We start from the raw sequence: 18,260 nt of genomic DNA, 5'->3' as shown, positions 1-18,260 counted from the left end.
TGCCGCTGGCCTGGCTAGGCCACTCCGTTCCACCTTTCACTTTACGTCCCTACTTTCAGTGGCCGAAATACAACCCGTACGTGGCTGGCGCTATAACGCAGTCTTAAGCCAGCAGATAGACCGGTACGTTTCTCCGCTCTTCGATGTGGTGTCGATGAAGCAGCGGGAGGCGTTGTACCAGAACCCACTTAACAGCATTCATTTATCGGTGCCGCGGGGAGATGATGCCGCGGGTGCGGCGCGCCAACGGCTGCAGGAGTGGCAACAGCAGGGCGTATTGCAGCAGGATGAGCTACCCGGGATCTACGTGTATTATCAGTATTTCCGGCTGCCCGGCAGTGCCCGCGAGTACTGTCGCAAAGGCTTTATGTGCCATATCAGGGCCTATGACTGGGCTGAAAGCGTGGTGTTGCGCCACGAGAACACGCTGCCTGCTTCAGTCAACGACCGGGCTGAGCTACTGAGCCGCACTGAGTTTCAGACCAGCGCCACCCACGGCCTGTACCGCGATGATGCCTTTGAGTTGGAGCAGTACATGGATGAGGCCATGCAAAACCCCTTGTACCAAACCGAGGAGGATTACCAAGGAGCGCGGGATGTGCTGGCCGTAATTCAGGACGTGCGGATTATTCAGCGCTTTCAGCGGGTGCTGGCTTCCCGGGAGGTTATTCTGGCCGATGGGCACCATCGCTATGAGGGCTCTTTGGCGTACCGGCTGGCGCGCCGGGTAGCCGCCGGGGAGGCCTACACGGGGGCGGAAGCCTGGAACTTCCACCTGATGTACCTGACCAATGCGGCTGCCGATGATCTGCGTATCCTGCCCACCCACCGCTTGGTGCTGGAGTTTCCCGTTGCGCTTTCAACGCAAGAGCTACTGGCTCGCCTGGCTACCTATTTTACGGTGCTGACCCTGGATGACCCCTATGATTTGCCCGAGCGCATTGCCGGCAAGCCCTGGGCCTTTGGTGTGTATCTGGGCGAAGGGCAGGTGTATAAGATTCGGCTGAAGCCGGAAGTACATGCGCTGCTCGACTGGCCTACCACGCCCGAGGTGAAGGCTCTTGACCTCACGGTGCTGCACTTCTTCGTGCTGGAAAAGGTGCTGGGAGTTGTGGGGGCTGAGGCCCAGCGGCAGTGGACGGGAGTGGCCTACGTGCGTAATTTTCCGGAGTGCCTGTCGCGGGTTGACCGCGGCGAGGCGCGGGCCGCATTCATCACCAACGAGGTAACCATGGAAGAGGTAGAGCGGGTATGTCATTCCGGGGCCGTTATGCCGCCCAAATCCACCTTCTTCTATCCCAAAACCATTGGCGGATTCCTGTTCACCAGCATCCGCGACTCCGAAACTGAACACCCTTTTTATGCCGTCTTCCGCCCCTGACTCACTTCATCATCGGCCCCGTCTGGTGCTGGCCTCGAACTCGCCCCGCCGGCGGCAGCTGCTCACGGAGCTGGGAGTGGACTATGAGGTGCGCCTGCGGGAAGTGGATGAATCTTTTCCGCCGCACCTGGTGCGGGCGGAAGTAGCCGAATATCTGGCCGCGCACAAGGCCTCTGCTTACGCCTCAGAGCTGGCCCCCGATGAACTCCTGCTGACGGCCGATACCATTGTGTGCCTGGACAACGATGTGCTCAACAAGCCCGCCGATGCCGCGGAAGCCATTCAGATGTTACAGCGTTTGCAGGGCCGCGCCCACGAGGTGTACACGGGTGTGTGCTTGCTGGCGGGTGATGGGCGCCGCGTGGTGTTCTCAGACCAGACTCGCGTGCACTTCCGACCACTCTCCCTGCCCGAAATCGAGCATTACGTAACTCACTACAAGCCCCTGGACAAAGCCGGCGCCTACGGGGCCCAAGATTGGATTGGTATGGTGGCCGTTACGCAACTGGAAGGCTCCTACTTCAACGTGATGGGGCTGCCCGTACACCGCGTGTGGGAAGAGTTAGAGAAATTTGGCGCGGTAGGCCTGTAGTTGAATAAAACGAATGCGCCCGCAAACTGCAAGGTTTGGGGGCGCATTCGTTTTCTGACTGGGCTATTCCAGGCGCTTGAGCAGATCTTGCTGCGCCTGCTGCCACTGCGGAAATTCCTTGGACTCCTGCCACAGCTCTAGCAGCTCCGAGCGCTGCAGTACGGTTGCCACGGCGCGGCGCGCCAGCTCCGTAAGCTCATCTTCATCACTAACATCCAGCTCGTAGGCCACCTCCTGAAGGTCCTCCGGAAAGTCGGCGGCAGGCTGGCCCTGCCAGGCCGCTACAATTTCGGCGGCCGCCAGGGCCTGAGCGGCTACGTCTGCTTCAATGTAGCCTTCCTCTTCCGCCGCGGTTATTAAAGTTTCCAGCAGCAGTAATTCGCTGGGGTCATCGGCGAAGTCGGCTAAAAAGTCGGCTGCATCGTCGTTGTCGAAATTCTGGTAGCCGAAAGTACCCATGCGTAGTTAAGCAATACGTGAAAGCGCAAAGATAGGGGTGCAGCAGCGGAGAGGAAAGAACCCCGGTGGTAACCTGGTGGTAACAAGCTTAGCGCAGGGGTAACTCAGGCAGGGGCTGGTTAGGCCTGGCGTAGCCATAGCGTGCTTGGGCAACGGCCGTGTGGTACGTATCGAGCCCGGAAACGCATACTGTATCAGCGGTGGGTAAGTTCAGGGAGCCATCTGGCCGTAGCACCTCCTCGGCGAGGTAGAGGTGCTTAACCCGCCCAATGAGTAGAAGGGTGCCGTTTAATTCAATAGGTACTTCCTGCGCCAGCTCCATACCCATCTGAATGCGGCACCCCTGTACGTACGGTGCCAAAAACTCGTCGCGGTACTCGGGGGTAAGCCCGCACGCCTCAAACTCTGACACCTCTCGCGGAAAGTTAGCGGAGGTGAGGTGCGCCTCCCGCATAATGCCACTATGAACGTGGTTGATGGTGTAGAAACCCGTAGCCTTGATATTCTCATACGTGTGGCGCGGTACGCTGGCGGGGCGCATCACAAAGCCAATCAGGGCGGGGTTGGAGCCCAGGTGCACCACCGAGCTGATAACGCTCAGGTTAGTGGCACCATCAGCCGATACTGTTCCGACTAGGTTGGCGGGCTTGTAGCCGGTTACGGAGTTAACCAGGTTCAGGCGGAATACTTTCTCTAGACCAGCAAGGTCGTCGGCGGTGAAGTGTGGCATCAGTTGTGAAGTAATAAGACGGAGTTATATGCAAGTCCCGACCTTTGCCAGATGTTTCAACGATTGTTTCGTCGGCGGCCTGCTTGGCTAGAGCCACTGTTCTACGTAGCCCTTGGGCTAGGCCTATATTTGTCGGGCTGGCATACTGAACTGCTGGGTCGGGCTCAGCAAGGCCTGCTTAGTACCGGGTTATGGCAACCCAAGCTGCCTGAGCCAGCTATAGCGCCCTTATCAACGTACCCCTCCGCAGACTACAGCCTGCTACTGCTGCCGCTTAATAACCCGGGGCCGGCGGTGCCATTTTCTGCCTTGCGCGGGAAGGTGATAGTGCTCAACATCTGGGCGAGCTGGTGTCCACCCTGCATAGCGGAAATGCCCAGCCTTGCGCGGTTGGCCGGGCGCACTAACCCCGATAGCGTGGCCTTTGTTCTTCTCTCCCTTGATCAAAATCCAGAGAAAGCCCGGCGCTTTCTGGCCCGTCGGGGTATTACGGTGCCGGCGTATTCGCCAGGCTTGCCCTTGCCGGCCGCCTACCAAACTGGGGGGATACCGGCAACCTTCCTGATTTCTCCCGCCGGACAAATCATTGGCTCACACGAAGGCATGGCGGAATACGACACACCTGAAATGCTAGGCCTGTTGCACCGCTGGCAGAATCAGAAACAGTAAGCCGGGTGAACGATAGTAGCTGTTAGGCCTCAGTGATTTACATGATACCAAATGGCCAGTGAAAGGGCTAGTATCGCGGCCACTACCATTAGGGTGTAGATAACGCGGTTCTGACGGGGCTCTATCTCGTTCCGTTTCATTTGCTGGTGGTTGAAGGCTCAACCGTATCTATACTATTTGTCTCTATAACGCAGCATGGGGTTTATAGTTAGGATATGCTATTTTCGGCACCGCAATAATTCAATTTAAATAAATATAAATAATAAAAGCGCACCCGTAATTCTATGTAAACATAGAATTACGGGTGCGCTTTTATTATTTATCAAGTTAATTAGGGCATCAACACTTTGTCAATTACGTGAATTACGCCGTTGCTCTGCGTAACATCATACGTTGAAATGGTTGAAACACCACCTTTTTCGTCAACCAGCACAATGTTCTTGGGGCCGTTCATCATGGCCTTCAGGGTGCCACCGCTCACGGTCTTCAGTGAAGCAGTTCCTTTGCCAGCCTTAATAGCCGCCATGATCTTGTCGGCGGTCATGTTGCCAGCTACCACGTGATAGGTCAGGATTTTGGTTAGGGTAGCCTTGTTTTCGGGCTTTACCAGTGTTTCAACGGTGCCAGCGGGCAGGGCATTGAAGGCAGCGTTGGTAGGTGCAAATACCGTGAAAGGGCCTTTGCCTTGTAACGTTTCCACCAGGCCAGCTGCTTTCACGGCGGCCACCAGGGTGGTGTGGTCTTTGGAGTTAACCGCGTTTTCTACGATGTTTTTGTTGGGGTACATGGCTTCGCCGCCAACTGAAACGGTACCGGCAACCATTTTGGCCTGAGCCGAGGCCGAAGTGGCAGTGGCTGCGCCCATCAGGGCTACTACTGCGAGGGAAAGCAGGTGCTTCTTCATGTGTTGTAATGAGTAAGGGGAAGGTAGATTGGTTTATTTGAGGGCATCTACGCCACCTTGCTCAATACTGGATTTACTCGCGCCTAAATAATTTTCAAATCCCCTTAATTTGAATAGGCTACTTATTTATACGCAGGGCTTTAATGCGCTTAAATAATTTGTTTTTTAACTCGGATAATTACTTGAAAATTTACCCTGGTAATTACAGTTGTCTAAATATAGTTGCCGTTAGGAGAGCAGCACTTTCATCGATGTCGGGTAGGAGCTGCCGGCGGCCCTGCTTGGTTTGGCAGGTTTAGTACGCAGGGAGATGGGCATCACTAGCGCAACTACCATAATAAGCAGGAAGGTTGTTTAAGGCCGTTGCGTACAGCTTAGGGCTTCAGCCGTGGGTCGAAGGGGTGAGGCTCCAGTGCTACAATGCGTAGCTGCCGATGATCGGGGTGCAAGGGATTAAGCAGGTAATTCCACTCATGGGGGGCGTGGGCCGAGGGTACCCGCATTAGCCACTCCTGGCCCTGCTCAATCCAGGCCCGGGTGAGCTGCGCCAGTTCCAGCGGATACGGCAGCTGCTGCCAGCTGCTAGGCAGTTCCTCCAGGGTTACGTGCCGGACGGAAGCCGTATCCGGAACCTCCAGGGTCAGGGAAAAGTAATTACGGGGTAAAGTGGGGGAGTTGGCCAGCACTTCCAGCTTGGCTAGCGAGAGATGCTCTGATGTATAAAGAATCAGCGTCCCGATTTCGTGCCAGCGACCTCCGTAGTACAGGCCACCCTGTCCGGAGGTATCCGAAATGTAGGGGGCCTTACCCAGGCGGTAGAGCAGCATGAAGTGGCCTAGGAGTAATGCCCGTATTGAATACGACCCAGAATGTCGCAGATCTGCTCACGCCCAATGGCCGACGATAACAGCGCCTTCGGCTTAATGCCGCCCAAGGCTGGGTTAGAGGTGGCCAGCCAGTGCTGAAAGTCATCCTGGTCTTCAAACACCTCCAGGCCCTTGGCCAGCACCCCGGAAAGCTGAATAGTTTTCTCGCCTTCATCAAGCGTGAGGGCACGTTGGGCCTGCTCGCGGCGGGCCAGCGTACTTTCTGAAATGCCCAGTACGGCGCTGATTTCCTTATTAGAGAACTGCAGACGCTGCTGTAGCGCCCGTACCGCCTGTACCGACATGCCCTTAATGGCCACGCCTAGCAGGTCCAGCTCATTGCGCACGAGCTGGGGAATTACGGCCGGCCCACCCATCAGGTCAACCATGCTGGCTACGGAAGTTTTACGGACGACTGTCATTTGCGGGTCTTTAAACCGTCATTTGACGGCAATATATGCAGGAACGAAAAACATTCGCTAAAAGATTCCAGTCATCCGGCTCCAGGCTGTTAGGCCACCACTTTAATTTATAGATAAACATGGATAACACCCATCAAACGCGGATCAGCAAGTTCCTGAGTTTGCATTTGCGCCACCGGCCGGAGTTGCTGGGTTTAACACTGGAGCCCGGAGGCTGGGTAGGGGTGAAGGCACTGCTGGCCGCCTGTGCCCACCATAAATTTCCACTAACCAAGGCGCAACTGGAAGCCATAGTAAGCAACAGCGACAAACAGCGCTTTGCCTTTGATGAAACGGGTACCCGCATTCGGGCGCAGCAAGGGCACAGCGTACCAGTTGAGCTAGGCCTGGTACCCCAGGTGCCACCATCGGAGCTGTACCATGGCACTGTAGCGTCGGCTTTACCGGCAATTAGGCAGCATGGGTTGCAAAAGATGACCCGCCACCATGTGCACTTATCACCCGATGTGGAAACGGCCCGCCGCGTGGGCAGCCGGCGGGGGCGGCCAGTATTATTGGTAATAGATGCAGCAGCTCTGTATGCCGCCGGGACACTATTCTATCAAGCGGGTAATGGCGTTTGGCTCACTGATCATGTGCCACCGCAATACTTACGGGAGTTGCCTTTTTAAGCTGAAGCCGGCAACGGGGCATGGTCAAGGCGTCGGGGTAGAGTGATACCTTTGCCGCGTTCTAATACTGGCATAGGCCACCGTCATGATGCTCAACGCGCAACAACTCATTGCTCAAACGGCGGACTTCGTCCGTGATAAATTTCTGAATGAAGGCTCCGGCCACGACTGGGCCCACATTCGCCGGGTATGGCACGTGGCCCGGGCGCTGGCTCAGCAAACCCCCGAAGCCGACCCCGTGGTAACTGAGCTAGGAGCCTTACTCCACGACGTGGCCGACTGGAAGTTTCATGATGGCGACGAGGAGGCCGGCCCAAGGGCGGCCCGGTTGTGGCTGGAAAGCCAGCAGGCTGATGAAGGCATCATTGAGCGCGTAGAAGCTATAATCCGTGAGATTAGCTTTAAGGGCCTGGGGGTGGCCACGCCCATGAGCACGGTGGAGGGTGAGCTGGTGCAAGATGCAGACCGCTTGGATGCTATTGGGGCCATAGGAGTAGCCCGGGCGTTTGCTTACGGGGGCCACAAGGGTCGGCCATTACATGACCCGGCCGTGCCACCTATCACGCACGATTCCTTCGAGAGCTATAAGCAAAACACGGCCCCAACCATCAACCACTTCTACGAGAAGCTGCTGCACCTGCGGGGACGGCTGAATACGCCCGCGGCCCGGCGGGTGGCCGAGGAGCGGCACCACTTCATGGAGCAGTTTCTGGAGCAGTTTCTGCGGGAATGGGACAGCACCGACGTCAGCACCCATGCCTAGGCCAGTATAGTAGGGCTTGATGCCTGGCCCTGTTATACTCCACCGTAGCCCAGAACCTAATACCTTTAACCATATGAATCTACGCGTACTCTTTTCTCGCCTGCTCATGCCCCTGCTGGGGCTGCTGCTAGTGGCCTCCTGCCGCACTTGCCCCATGGCTGCATGCCATACGCGCAAGGTGCATTTGCACAACGGGACCAAGTACCGCGGGCAACCGTGGTTTAAAAAGCAGAACCCCGCAATCGGCGAAAAAATCAAGGTGCACAGCCAGAATCAGGGCAAGCATCAGAACGATAAAAAGAAGACCTTGTAAGGGCGGCAAAGATGGCTTTAAGTTAGGTAAAATGGCCTTTTTTGCCTATCTTGCGGTCTTAACGAAGTACACACTCACGGGCCGAAAAAGCTCCCGTTTTTCACGGGATTCTAGGCCACTTAGATCTCCCTATGGCGGAAGGCGAAAAGATCATTCCGATAAACATTGAAGATGAGATGCGCGGCGCCTACATCGACTATTCGATGTCGGTCATCATCTCCCGAGCTCTGCCGGATGTGCGCGATGGCTTGAAACCCGTGCACCGGCGCGTGCTGTATGGCATGAGCGAGCTGGGCGTTTCCTACAACAAATCCTATAAGAAGAGTGCCCGTATCGTGGGGGAGGTGCTCGGTAAATACCACCCCCACGGCGACTCCTCCGTGTACGATACGATGGTGCGCATGGCCCAGGACTGGAGCCTACGCTACCCCCTCGTAGACGGTCAGGGTAACTTTGGTAGCATCGACGGCGACTCGCCGGCGGCTATGCGTTACACCGAAGCGCGCCTGAAGCGCCTGGCCGATGAAATGCTCGGTGACCTGGACAAGGAGACGGTGGACTTCCAGCCAAACTTCGATGACTCCCTGGAGGAGCCATCGGTGATGCCGGCCAAGTTCCCGAACCTGTTGGTAAACGGTACTACTGGTATTGCAGTGGGTATGGCTACCAACATGGCGCCTCATAACCTCACGGAGGTGGTAGACGGCATTGTGGCCTACCTCGGTAACGAGGATATCACGGTGGCCGAGTTGATGGAGCACGTAACGGCTCCTGACTTTCCAACCGGTGGCATCATCTACGGGTACGATGGCGTGAAGCAGGCCTTCGAAACCGGCCGGGGCCGTGTGGTAATGCGGGCTAAGGCGCACTTTGAGACCTTGCCCTCGGGTAAGGAGCAGATCATCGTAACCGAAATTCCCTACATGGTGAATAAGGCCTCGATGATTGAGAAGACGGCTGCCCTCATCAACGAGAAGAAGATTGAAGGCATTGCTGACTTGCGCGACGAGTCGGACCGTGACGGCATGCGCATTGTGTATGACCTGAAGCGGGATGCCATGCCCACGGTGGTGCTGAACAACCTGTTTAAGTACACCCAGCTGCAGTCTTCTTTCGGCGTCAACAACGTAGCCCTCGTGAAGGGTCGCCCCATGACGCTGAACCTGAAGGACCTTATCGTTTACTTCGTAGAGCACCGCGCCGATGTAATCGTGCGCCGGACCCGCTACGAATTGGCAGAAGCGCAGAAGCGGGCCCACATCCTGGAAGGCTTGTTGATTGCCCTCGACCACCTCGACGAGGTAATTGCCCTTATCCGGGGCTCACGCGACGGAGAGGTGGCCCGCACCCAGCTTATCGAGCGGTTTTCACTGAGCGAAGTGCAGGCTCGTGCCATCTTGGACATGCGTCTGCAGCGCTTAACTGGCCTGGAGCGTGATAAGATTGTGGCCGAGTACGATGAGCTGATGAAGCTGATTGATCACCTGAAGGCCGTATTGGCGTCGGATGAGCTGCAGCGCCAAATTATCCGCGACGAGCTTCAGGAGATCAAAGACCGTTACGGCGATGCCCGTCGGACCACTATTGAGTACGCCGGTGGCGACTTCTCAATGGAGGACATGATTGCCGACGAGAGCATGGTGATTACCATCTCTAGCGAAGGCTACATTAAGCGGACGGCGCTGGACGAGTACCGGGCGCAAGGTCGGGGGGGCGTAGGTGCCCGTGGCGCTACTTCCAAGCAGGATGACTTCACGGAGCATCTGTTTGTAGCTACCACTCACGAGTACTTGCTATTCTTTACCGAGGCCGGACGCGTGTTCTGGCTGAAGGTCTACGAAGTGCCAGAAGGAGGGAAGGCTACCAAAGGCCGCCCCATCCAGAACCTGATTGAGATTCCACGGGAAGACAGTGTGCGTTCCGTACTCAACGTACGTGGCCTACGCGACCCGGATTATCTGGAGAATACCTACCTGATGTTCTGCACCGAGCAAGGCACCGTGAAGAAGACTCCTTTGGAGGCATACTCACGCCCCCGTACGGCTGGCATTAATGCCATTACCATCAACGAAGGCGACCGGCTGCTGGACGTGCAGCTGACCACCGGTACCTCGGAAATTGTGGTTGCACTGCGCTCCGGCCGGGCCGTACGCTTTCCCGAGGAGAAAGTGCGCTCAATGGGCCGCACTGCCGCCGGGTACGTGGTATTACCCTCACCGATGAATCTGATCGGGTAGTGGGTATGGTGTGCATTGACAAAGACAGCGAGCAGGAACTGCTGGTAGTATCCGAAAACGGATATGGCAAGCGCAGCCCGCTGGATGAGTACCGCATCACGAACCGTGGTGGTAAAGGTGTCCGGGCTATGAAGATTACCGATAAAACGGGACAGCTGGTAACTATTAAAGCGGTTAGCGACTCCGATGATTTGATGATCATCAACAAGTCTGGTATCACCATCCGCCTGCGAATGGCTGAGCTACGCAGCATTGGACGCGCAACCCAGGGGGTACGTCTGCTGAAGATCAGCCAGGGAGATGAGATTTCTTCCGTTGCGAAAGTAGCGGCCGAAGAAGAAAAGGAGGCCGAGTTGGGTAGCGGAGATGAGCCAACCCTGAATGGGGATGGATCAGCTACCACGCCTGACTCGGACCTAACGTCTCTAACTGACCCCGATTCGCTCAGCGCTAATTAACTTGCAACGGCAGAACTCAACCCTGAGTTCTGCCGTTTGCTTTGCAATTCCTTTCAATCAACCTGACCACTCTTCGACAAACTCCCATGAAGAAGACAATTTTGACGCTCGTGGCAGCGGCCGCTCTACACACAGCTTCCGCCCAGAATTCAGCTGTAACGAATGCCGTACTATTTCAGCGCCAGGGTACCCTAGACAAAGCCCGTACTGAAATTGACAAGGCTATAACCAACGAGAAAACCTCTAACAAGGCCAAGACCTGGTATACCCGCGGTGAGATTTACGATGCTATGGTATCCAGCCCCATCTACGGCAAATCATTACCCGCCGGTGAAGGCGCGAAAGTGGCCTTTGAATCGTATCAGAAGGCAATTCAGCTCGATGGTAAGGATGGCGAGTTCGGTAAAAAAGCTACCGAAAAGCTCGATGGCCTGTATGGCCTAGCACTGAACGCTGGGGTAGAAAACTACAACGGCAAGAATTACGATGAAGCGCTAAAGTCGTACCAGATGGCTCAGCAGATTCGCCCCCAGGACACGACGGCATATCTCTACGCAGCCTATGCGGCGGCAGCCAAAGAAGATTTCTCAGCAGCCAAAGACCAGTACACCAAGCTTCAGGGCATTGGGTACAAGTCGCCGCAGATGTATACGGCCTTGCTGCAGATGGCACGCCAGGAAAAAAATGATGCCGAGGCTAGCAAGGTATTGCAGCAAGCGTTGCAGGCGTACCCAACAAATAAAGCCTTTATGCTGGAAGACCTGAATGCTGATCTAAGCTCAGGTCGTAGCAAAGAAGCGCTGGCTAAAATTGACAAAGCCATTGCCGCTGACCCTAAGAATGCGAACCTGTACGCAGTGAAAGGCTCGTTGTTGGATCAGGCTAAGCAGCCAGCGCAAGCACTAGAGGCTTATAAAAAGGCTGTGGAGATTGAGCCTGAGAATTTCGACGCCAATTTCAACCTTGGAGTATATAATTACAATAAGGCTGCTGATTTGTACACCAGAGCAAGCAAGATGAGCTTGGCCGAGTATCAGAAAACGGGTAAGAAATATGAAGCCGATGGCAAGAAGTATTTCCAGGATTCACTGCCGTACTTTGAGAAGGCTCTGCAGGTGCAGCCAAATGACCGCTCAACTATTTCATCCTTGCAGAAAGCGTATCTGCGTGTAGGTCGTACTGCAGATTCAGAGCGCATGGCAGCAAAGCTGGAAGCAGCAAAATAGGTTTATAGCTCTACCACCTGTGTAGGTAGGGGAGTTAAACACAGCCCGGGCAGATGAAGTAATGGTTCGGGCTGTGTTTTTGAAAACACTACTTAACATAATATAAATTATAAGACAAATGAACATGGCGGATTACAAGCTGATTAAGAATGGTTTCTTATACAGATATGGTCAAGTCTAGGCAGTAATACACAGACACATGGCGTAAACTATTATAATGCCAAGCATGAGAAATCCCCGGCTTAACTGCTTGCTGTTGGCTTTTGCTAGCTTTCAATTGCTGAACAAGTCAGAAGTCCATGCAAAGTCAGATCAGTAAAAGTTGCTTCAGTGCCTGTTGCTATTGAAGTTTTAGTTGCTTCCATTCTGGCTCAAGCAATGAGTAAGACAAATCATAACTATTAATTTACCTTACTAGTTTTAGCTCAGTTAATCTTGCAGGTACTGTGGCATTAAAGTCTAGAAAATGGGCAGCTACCGAGGCAAATAGAACGCACAGCATTACTGAACTTTCCAGATGAGAATTAACAGAAGAATATTCTCAGGGCTGTTAGAACAGTTTAGCGTTTATGATGCTCGATATAGAGGTTAAAGATTCCGGAGAGTTTAGAGCATCGTCTTCTGTGCTTTAAACAGCGACATACATATTAAGGTAAACCACTCAGGTGAGAGTTCTAAGACCTGCAGTACCAGTGGATAGATGCTAGAAGCATCTGGCAGTGCGTAGGCAATGATTTGCTGGCAAGGAATTCACTAATTACACTGGGCATCGGTTTTGCTCAAGGCGTGGCTACTCCGACTGTGCTGCGGAATCAATTGCATTAAGGCTATTGAAATGAGTACTGCTATGGTCATAACGCTGATGTGCCAGTCGTATAGGTATTCCATTAGGGGCTTTTCCGATACCTTACTAAAGCACCTATTATAGATGGTGAAAGATGGGCGACCGGAAATTGTTCCATTGACGAATTATCCTGGCTGGAGACCATTGCCTACAATTACGTGCCACTGGCATGAGGCAAGAAATGGTTAAGGCTTTATCAAATAGCCCTCCCTCCTATCTACACAGTCAGTTTCTTTATGAGTAGCTGAAAGCTACAATAAATTTGGAGTCCTGAGATATGAACTATAAAGGCAGTATAACAGCGATTCTAATTAAGGCAAATCTATAATAATCCTTTCTGAGAAAAAACCACTTGAAAGCGCTTGTAAGCAAAAGAACTGGCTAGTTACACGCATTCCTGAGGCATTAGCCCTGCCCCGCCCATACGGCAAAGGGTATTATTTTTTTATTGGTTATTACAGTGTGTAAAACTAGAGTATATAAACCCGTGCACTAGTCAATTAATAATAGCTCATAAAAGCATAAAAAGGTCCAAAAAATACTATACGTTTATGCCAATTTATACTTTGTACTACTGATTTATGCTTGATGTTCTGTTATCTTATTACCTTGCTTTCGCGTAGTGTAGTTATAAATACCACTAAAGTCTTCCTACCCATGCCAAAAACCATAGATTATCCACGCACCAGTTATACCAGTGCCTGGGAAGTAGCCGAAGTCGTTGATGACACTGGTGGCAAATGTGCTATTGAAACAGCAGCACGCAAACTCAATAGAAAGGTTAGCGGCTCTTTTAAGGCAATTATAGGATCTGCTGTAAAGTTTGGGCTATTAACCAGTAAGCGGGAGTTGCTCACTACTACAAACCTATTTAGACGCATAAAACATGCTTATGACAAACAGGAAGAAAGAATCTACCATCGGGAGGCCTTTCTACATCCCCCACTATTCACTCAGATATGCCGGAAGTTTCGTAATCGTGAACTACCCGTGCATATGCTCGATGTGATGTTATTACGGGAGTTCGGTGTTGAGGAAATCAATGCTCAAGGCGTAGCCAAGGCTTTTATTGACGGAGCGAGAATGGTCTCTATTTTAGATGAGAGAAACATTATTGTTGATATAGATCAGCTTGACGCTCAACAGGGCCCTCGCAAAGAGTTAAGCAAATCAGAGATGCCCCTTAATCTATTTAAGAGTTCTGTATCATCTCCTGCTACCAGTGACACTAGGACACCGCCGGATACTAATACTTTGGGTATATCACCTTCCCCCGCTTATGTACCCCCTCAACAAGGTGTAGATCCCGTATCCAGCCTGTTTGGCCTTGACACGGAAGACCTTGACGATACCTCTGAAGAAATAACTGGTACAAACGATAAGTTTAACGGAAACTATGTACCGTCAGCTGTTGCTGCCGACGCTATACAGAAGCCAAGGGACATTTCGGCTCCTTCAGTCTCATCCGCTGCGCCCGTAACACCTAGCACTTCACAAAGCCCTGCAACATCAGGCAGCCGTGTAGAATCACCGCCTGCGACGAAGTATGCAGGTACTACACCTAGCTCTGGTTACAGCATTAGTATTAGTGGCCCTGGCCTAGACACTCAGATGGTTATTGAGGATGCAGAAGACTTAATACTAGTGAGCGCACTGCTTGATAAGATAAGGCGGCAACTACGTTAGAAACATAACAAGGGCCGCGGGATTAAGCGCGGCCCTTGTTTTTGGGAACCCCTACTCCTACACGGAAGGAAAATTTACTTTATTCTGTTTTTACATTATGTTAATGCGTGTTTTGTGCATTTCTAGCAAGAATACCGACGTACCAATACCCTGACTCCTTTTTGCCACCCAAATAAAAGCTGTCAGCTTGGGTGATGCTATAGCCTGCCCTGCGCCAAACTAAGGGCAAACGAGGGATTAAGGGGGCTGCTGAAAACACTGCCACGGGTTCAGATAGCCTCCCCTGAGTAGTAGGTGCACTGATAGCGGTTGCGGGCAAGTGCCAAATAGGGACTGCCCTACCTGCTGCCCATACTTGTTTAACGTGTAAGGTATCGAGACTATACCACGGGATACGTTGTAACGCCACATGCCGCCGGATATCCCGCATCTGACGCAGGCCAGCATTGTCGCGGCGCCGCTCCCATAAAGGATAGAACGGCAGCAACAGCACTAGCAGAGCCGCCATGCCCGTTAAGGAGGCTCCTGTGAGAGCCGTAGGCCGAGGTAAGCGTACCACCTGCCGTAGTACATACACCCCGAGCAACCCAAACACAACCAAGGCCGCCCACAACCGGGGACCCTTGGTACCAGGGAGATGTATAATCAGCATAAACACCGGTACGGCCAGGCATACCACCAGCAGAATAACTCCCCAGGCCCGCAGTACCCATTGGTCAGAACGAGTTGCCTGTTTTGTTGCGACGGCTTCTTCCCAGAACCGAAGCATACCAGCAACTAGTAAGGCTAGTGGCGGCATTAACGGCAGCATATAACGCTCTTTCTTCTCCGGAACCAGACTGAGCAATAGTAGTGCTAGCAACGCCCACCCCAAGGCTAGCAGATACGGAATATACCGCTGCACCCGAGGCCGGGCATAAGGCCACACCAGGGAAGACAACGCCACCAGAGCCCAAATCCCTGTGAAAGCCGCAAAAGGTGCGTAAAACCACACGGGTTTCACATGCCGCTCTCCCCAGGAAGATATTTCTGTGCGCGCTACCATTATAGCGGCCGGCGCAACGTGCTGATAAATATACAAGGGCCAGCTGCAGCCAATCATTAACAGCAAGCCTGCCCCTAGTACCGTGCCCGCAATACGACGGCGTACTTGTTGCCGATGCTTAGGATAACCGACGAAGTATATTAACAGAAACGGAAAAAAAACGGTGTACAGAGCCACGGGGCCTTTACTCAGTAACGACAGCCCCCCTACTACTCCAGCCGCCGCGAGCCACGCCCATGAAGCATGGCCAACGTGCTGCCAGCCCTTCACCATAAGCCAAAGGGCCCCTACCATTAGGCTAACAGCGAAAATATCCCATTGGCCCTCTCGCCCGGTGGTAATAACCAGTAAGCTGCTAGCCAGCACTAAAGCGCCCAGCCAGGCAGTCCGACCTGGATCATCAGCATCACCAGACTGGTGACGGGTTAATTCACGTACGAGTCCCCAAAAAAACAGCACCAGTAAGGTAGCGGCCAATGCGGCGGGAAGCCGAAGCAGCGCCAGGTTTTCTGTAGGGCCTACTACTTTCTGCAGCCCTGCTACAGCCCAAGTGGGTACCGGCGGTTTGGCAAGGCGGAGCTCCCCGTTCATAGTCGGGATTAACCAAGAGCCGCCGGCTACCATTTCACGGGCCGCTACAAAATTGCGCGCCTCCATCAGGCTGACTGCGGGTGCCCCGCCGTGCACAAAGAAACTTGTAATACAAACGACTACGACGGATACCCACCGCCCCCAGGCACGAAGGCGCAGAGGCCGGGTGCTTTCTTGCTGCATAAATTAACGTGTTACTGTGTTGGCAATAAATTGGCGAGATATATGCTAAACCTATTTAAGATCTGCCTTAGTCATGGTGAGAACCTGAGGGGCGACGCCTTGCTCATGGTGAAGCTCCCGTAGTAAACGCCGAACATTATCTACCTCGTAAGCGTCGGGATGGGCCGCTACCACCCGGGTTATGGCTTTGCCAGAACGCCCCCCAAACACCACCACCTGGTGGCCGGTCTGGTGCAGGCGCGCTACCCGCTCGGGTGTTACATCATCTTTATGCAGTACTACAGCCTGCACATCGGTAGTAGCCAAGGCAGCCATTCCCTGCTCAAACTCATCAGTAAATTCGAGCCCCAGTGGAACAGATGGGTGTAGCCGACGGAAGTACGCCAGGGTAGCGGGCCGGTTGGTTAAAATCAAGACTCGCTCTGGTGGTACCTGGTACTGGCCTAACAAGGTTACCAGCTGGCGAGCCAGTAGGCGGCTGCGAGTAGTATCGTTGGCTGAACAGGCATCATCTTCGTGCAAATCAAGGTGCAGGTAGGGAAAAACCGGCCGCTGTGCAAGCTGGCCTAGCAAAGTTTCAAACGTGCTGATTTTCTCGCGCTGAAACCAATCGTAGGGCCACCCCCCGCGGTACTGTTGGCGCTGCAGTGCGGCCGCTGAGGTTTGACTTACGCACCCCTGCCCATCCGTCATCGAGCCCAAAGTATGGTCGTGGTAGAGTACGGGTACCCCATCCTGAGACAACCGAACATCGACCTCCACTCCTGCTGCCTTATGGCGCAGCGCCCGGTTGATGCTGCGCAGGCTGCTGGGCGGCAAGGGGTTAAACGGAAGAAACGGGGTGAAAAAGCCTGAGCCCGCATGGCCTAGTACCACGGGCTGCAGCACTGCCCGCACGGGCGGGCGGGAGGTCATACCAGAGCTCTTAGTTTGGGCTGCAGCAGGACTACCCGCCATACCTAGGCCACTCAGAAGCACGGGCAATACTCGGCAGCCCAACCAGAATAAAGATGATTGCATACAGCATAGCCAGCCCGCAGATGAGGGGAAAGAGAAAACGGGCTGATAGGAGATTGTATACGTGAAAAACTGCCAGCTGGGCAATTCCATTACCTTTGCGCCCCGCGGTTTACCCGTGGATTTCACTTTCTCCCCGCTTCTGCGCATGGCATCCATTCTGGTTACCGGCTGCGCGGGCTTCATTGGCTCGCACCTCGCCGAGCGGCTGCTCCAGGATGGGCACCGCGTTGTAGGCCTCGACAACTTTGATCCGTTCTACGACCGGACCCTCAAACAAACCAACCTAGGCCAGTGCCTCACGCACCCACGCTTTAGCTTTCATGAGGTAGATCTGCGTAACGGCCTCGATGCCCTGGTAGACGCCCTGCCCGCCGACCCCATTGAGGTAGTAGTACACTTGGCGGCGAAGGCCGGAGTCGGACCCTCAGTGCGGGAGCCCGTGGCTTACCTGGAAAACAATGTACTCGGGACAACGCATCTGCTGGAGTGGATGCGGCTGCGAGATATCAAGAAGCTGTTCTTTGCCTCGTCCTCCTCAGTGTACGGTAATACCAAGGAGCTACCCTTCCGGGAAGAGCAAAACCTGCTGGCGGCCTGCATTTCACCCTACGCCGCATCTAAGCTGGCGGGTGAGCAGCTCACGTATACCTACCACCATCTCTATAAGATGGATGTGCTGAATGCCCGCTTCTTTACGGTATATGGCCCCCGCCAACGCCCCGACCTCGCCATCCATAAGTTCGTGCGGTTATTGCGAGCGGCGCAGCCTATTCCCGTATTCGGTGATGGTACTACCGCCCGCGACTACACCTTCGTGCTGGATACCGTGGATGGTATTGCCCGCGGGGTACAGTATCTGCTGGATAACCAGGGCGTATATGAAACCATTAACCTCGGAAACAACCGGCCCGTTACGCTGATAGAACTGATTACGGCCGTGGGAGAAGCGGTAGGCCACTCCCCGCAGCTGGCATTTCAGCCCATGCAGGCCGGCGACGTTGACATCACCTACGCTGATATAACCAAAGCCCAGCAGTTGCTGGGGTATGCCCCTAAAACTTCACTAACAGATGGCCTGCGCCAGTTTGTAGAGTGGATGGATGGGCAGGACCCACTGGCGTAACCTCCTGAACATATACAATACACCATAGAAAAGGCCCCTCAGTACTACCGAGGGGCCTTTTCTATGGTGTTGCTTGA

General features: G+C 53.8%; 16 protein-coding genes and 1 pseudogene. 10 read left to right on the top strand and 7 right to left on the bottom strand.

Annotated features, from left to right (window positions below; all coding sequences use genetic code 11):
• Positions 1 to 58: 58 nt before the first annotated feature.
• Together HMJ29_RS17705 and HMJ29_RS17700 are read left to right on the top strand one after the other, a co-directional pair.
• Positions 59 to 1,381: a DUF1015 domain-containing protein gene (locus HMJ29_RS17705; protein ID WP_171592742.1), complete on the top strand. Its 1,323-nt coding sequence runs from the start codon at positions 59 to 61 to the stop codon at positions 1,379 to 1,381.
• On the top strand, positions 1,362 to 1,973 hold the full coding sequence (locus HMJ29_RS17700) for a Maf family nucleotide pyrophosphatase (RefSeq protein WP_171592741.1): 612 nt from the start codon (positions 1,362 to 1,364) through the stop codon (positions 1,971 to 1,973). The genes HMJ29_RS17705 and HMJ29_RS17700 overlap by 20 nt, the downstream gene beginning before the upstream one ends.
• A gap of 63 nt (positions 1,974 to 2,036) precedes the next feature.
• Here the strand turns inward: HMJ29_RS17700 and HMJ29_RS17695 are convergent, their stop codons facing one another.
• Entirely contained in the window at positions 2,037 to 2,432 is a 396-nt protein-coding gene (locus HMJ29_RS17695) for a DUF4259 domain-containing protein (RefSeq protein WP_171592740.1), read from the bottom strand.
• A gap of 88 nt (positions 2,433 to 2,520) precedes the next feature.
• A complete protein-coding gene (locus HMJ29_RS17690) occupies positions 2,521 to 3,162 on the bottom strand; it encodes a flavin reductase family protein (protein WP_171592739.1) in 642 nt (213 codons plus the stop codon).
• Between the two features lie 51 nt (positions 3,163 to 3,213).
• On the opposite strand from HMJ29_RS17690, the gene HMJ29_RS17685 reads away from it, so the two are divergent.
• Positions 3,214 to 3,831 (top strand): TlpA family protein disulfide reductase, encoded by a 618-nt coding sequence (locus tag HMJ29_RS17685; RefSeq protein ID WP_171592738.1) that lies wholly within the window; start codon positions 3,214 to 3,216, stop codon positions 3,829 to 3,831.
• 331 nt (positions 3,832 to 4,162) lie between these two features.
• On the opposite strand, the gene HMJ29_RS17680 is transcribed toward HMJ29_RS17685, so the two are convergent.
• The 3 genes from HMJ29_RS17680 to HMJ29_RS17670 all read right to left on the bottom strand — a co-directional run bounded on the left by HMJ29_RS17680 (position 4,163) and on the right by HMJ29_RS17670 (position 6,023).
• Positions 4,163 to 4,735: a fasciclin domain-containing protein gene (locus HMJ29_RS17680; protein ID WP_171592737.1), complete on the bottom strand. Its 573-nt coding sequence runs from the start codon at positions 4,733 to 4,735 to the stop codon at positions 4,163 to 4,165.
• A gap of 374 nt (positions 4,736 to 5,109) precedes the next feature.
• Entirely contained in the window at positions 5,110 to 5,562 is a 453-nt protein-coding gene (locus HMJ29_RS17675; protein WP_171592736.1) for an RES family NAD+ phosphorylase, read from the bottom strand.
• A gap of 8 nt (positions 5,563 to 5,570) precedes the next feature.
• Entirely contained in the window at positions 5,571 to 6,023 is a 453-nt protein-coding gene (locus tag HMJ29_RS17670; RefSeq protein WP_171592735.1) for an Xre family toxin-antitoxin system antitoxin, read from the bottom strand.
• 119 nt (positions 6,024 to 6,142) lie between these two features.
• Between HMJ29_RS17670 and HMJ29_RS17665 the strand changes: the two genes are divergently transcribed.
• The 6 genes and pseudogenes from HMJ29_RS17665 (at position 6,143) to HMJ29_RS17640 (ending at position 14,221) form a co-directional block, all read left to right on the top strand.
• Positions 6,143 to 6,694: an RNA 2'-phosphotransferase gene (locus HMJ29_RS17665; protein ID WP_171592734.1), complete on the top strand. Its 552-nt coding sequence runs from the start codon at positions 6,143 to 6,145 to the stop codon at positions 6,692 to 6,694.
• Positions 6,695 to 6,779: 85 nt separating this feature from the next.
• Positions 6,780 to 7,457: an HD domain-containing protein gene (locus tag HMJ29_RS17660; RefSeq protein ID WP_171592733.1), complete on the top strand. Its 678-nt coding sequence runs from the start codon at positions 6,780 to 6,782 to the stop codon at positions 7,455 to 7,457.
• Positions 7,458 to 7,530: 73 nt separating this feature from the next.
• On the top strand, positions 7,531 to 7,770 hold the full coding sequence (locus HMJ29_RS17655; protein ID WP_171592732.1) for a hypothetical protein: 240 nt from the start codon (positions 7,531 to 7,533) through the stop codon (positions 7,768 to 7,770).
• Between the two features lie 131 nt (positions 7,771 to 7,901).
• Positions 7,902 to 10,465: pseudogene (gene gyrA, locus HMJ29_RS17650) on the top strand (DNA gyrase subunit A).
• A gap of 86 nt (positions 10,466 to 10,551) precedes the next feature.
• On the top strand, positions 10,552 to 11,691 hold the full coding sequence (locus tag HMJ29_RS17645; RefSeq protein WP_171592731.1) for a tetratricopeptide repeat protein: 1,140 nt from the start codon (positions 10,552 to 10,554) through the stop codon (positions 11,689 to 11,691).
• A gap of 1,501 nt (positions 11,692 to 13,192) precedes the next feature.
• Entirely contained in the window at positions 13,193 to 14,221 is a 1,029-nt protein-coding gene (locus HMJ29_RS17640; protein ID WP_171592730.1) for a hypothetical protein, read from the top strand.
• Between the two features lie 100 nt (positions 14,222 to 14,321).
• Here the strand turns inward: HMJ29_RS17640 and HMJ29_RS20740 are convergent, their stop codons facing one another.
• Both HMJ29_RS20740 and HMJ29_RS17630 read right to left on the bottom strand, forming a co-directional pair.
• On the bottom strand, positions 14,322 to 15,890 hold the full coding sequence (locus HMJ29_RS20740; protein WP_366671531.1) for an ArnT family glycosyltransferase: 1,569 nt from the start codon (positions 15,888 to 15,890) through the stop codon (positions 14,322 to 14,324).
• 201 nt (positions 15,891 to 16,091) lie between these two features.
• The gene (locus HMJ29_RS17630; RefSeq protein ID WP_171592728.1) at positions 16,092 to 16,955 is read right to left on the bottom strand and encodes a glycerophosphodiester phosphodiesterase; all 864 of its coding nucleotides are present in this window, start codon (positions 16,953 to 16,955) and stop codon (positions 16,092 to 16,094) included.
• A gap of 250 nt (positions 16,956 to 17,205) precedes the next feature.
• On the opposite strand from HMJ29_RS17630, the gene HMJ29_RS17625 reads away from it, so the two are divergent.
• On the top strand, positions 17,206 to 18,183 hold the full coding sequence (locus HMJ29_RS17625; protein ID WP_171592727.1) for a GDP-mannose 4,6-dehydratase: 978 nt from the start codon (positions 17,206 to 17,208) through the stop codon (positions 18,181 to 18,183).
• Positions 18,184 to 18,260: the final 77 nt, after the last annotated feature.

Source organism: Hymenobacter taeanensis, assembly GCF_013137895.1.
GTDB classification, from domain to species: Bacteria; Bacteroidota; Bacteroidia; order Cytophagales; family Hymenobacteraceae; genus Hymenobacter; species Hymenobacter taeanensis.
The sequence above is the reverse complement of the archived record's forward strand: the minus strand, read 5'-3'. Positions and strand labels throughout refer to the sequence as shown.

Coding starts and splice junctions, on each gene's coding strand:
- HMJ29_RS17625 (WP_171592727.1), top strand. CDS start 17,206: ATGGCATCCATTCTGGTTACCGGCTGCGCGGGCTTCATTGGCTCGCAC.
- HMJ29_RS17690 (WP_171592739.1), bottom strand. CDS start 3,162: ATGCCACACTTCACCGCCGACGACCTTGCTGGTCTAGAGAAAGTATTC.
- HMJ29_RS17660 (WP_171592733.1), top strand. CDS start 6,780: ATGATGCTCAACGCGCAACAACTCATTGCTCAAACGGCGGACTTCGTC.
- HMJ29_RS17630 (WP_171592728.1), bottom strand. CDS start 16,955: ATGACCTCCCGCCCGCCCGTGCGGGCAGTGCTGCAGCCCGTGGTACTA.
- HMJ29_RS17665 (WP_171592734.1), top strand. CDS start 6,143: ATGGATAACACCCATCAAACGCGGATCAGCAAGTTCCTGAGTTTGCAT.
- HMJ29_RS17700 (WP_171592741.1), top strand. CDS start 1,362: ATGCCGTCTTCCGCCCCTGACTCACTTCATCATCGGCCCCGTCTGGTG.
- HMJ29_RS17675 (WP_171592736.1), bottom strand. CDS start 5,562: ATGCTGCTCTACCGCCTGGGTAAGGCCCCCTACATTTCGGATACCTCC.
- HMJ29_RS17655 (WP_171592732.1), top strand. CDS start 7,531: ATGAATCTACGCGTACTCTTTTCTCGCCTGCTCATGCCCCTGCTGGGG.
- HMJ29_RS17640 (WP_171592730.1), top strand. CDS start 13,193: ATGCCAAAAACCATAGATTATCCACGCACCAGTTATACCAGTGCCTGG.
- HMJ29_RS17695 (WP_171592740.1), bottom strand. CDS start 2,432: ATGGGTACTTTCGGCTACCAGAATTTCGACAACGACGATGCAGCCGAC.
- HMJ29_RS17670 (WP_171592735.1), bottom strand. CDS start 6,023: ATGACAGTCGTCCGTAAAACTTCCGTAGCCAGCATGGTTGACCTGATG.
- HMJ29_RS17680 (WP_171592737.1), bottom strand. CDS start 4,735: ATGAAGAAGCACCTGCTTTCCCTCGCAGTAGTAGCCCTGATGGGCGCA.
- HMJ29_RS20740 (WP_366671531.1), bottom strand. CDS start 15,890: ATGGTAGCCGGCGGCTCTTGGTTAATCCCGACTATGAACGGGGAGCTC.
- HMJ29_RS17645 (WP_171592731.1), top strand. CDS start 10,552: ATGAAGAAGACAATTTTGACGCTCGTGGCAGCGGCCGCTCTACACACA.
- HMJ29_RS17685 (WP_171592738.1), top strand. CDS start 3,214: ATGTTTCAACGATTGTTTCGTCGGCGGCCTGCTTGGCTAGAGCCACTG.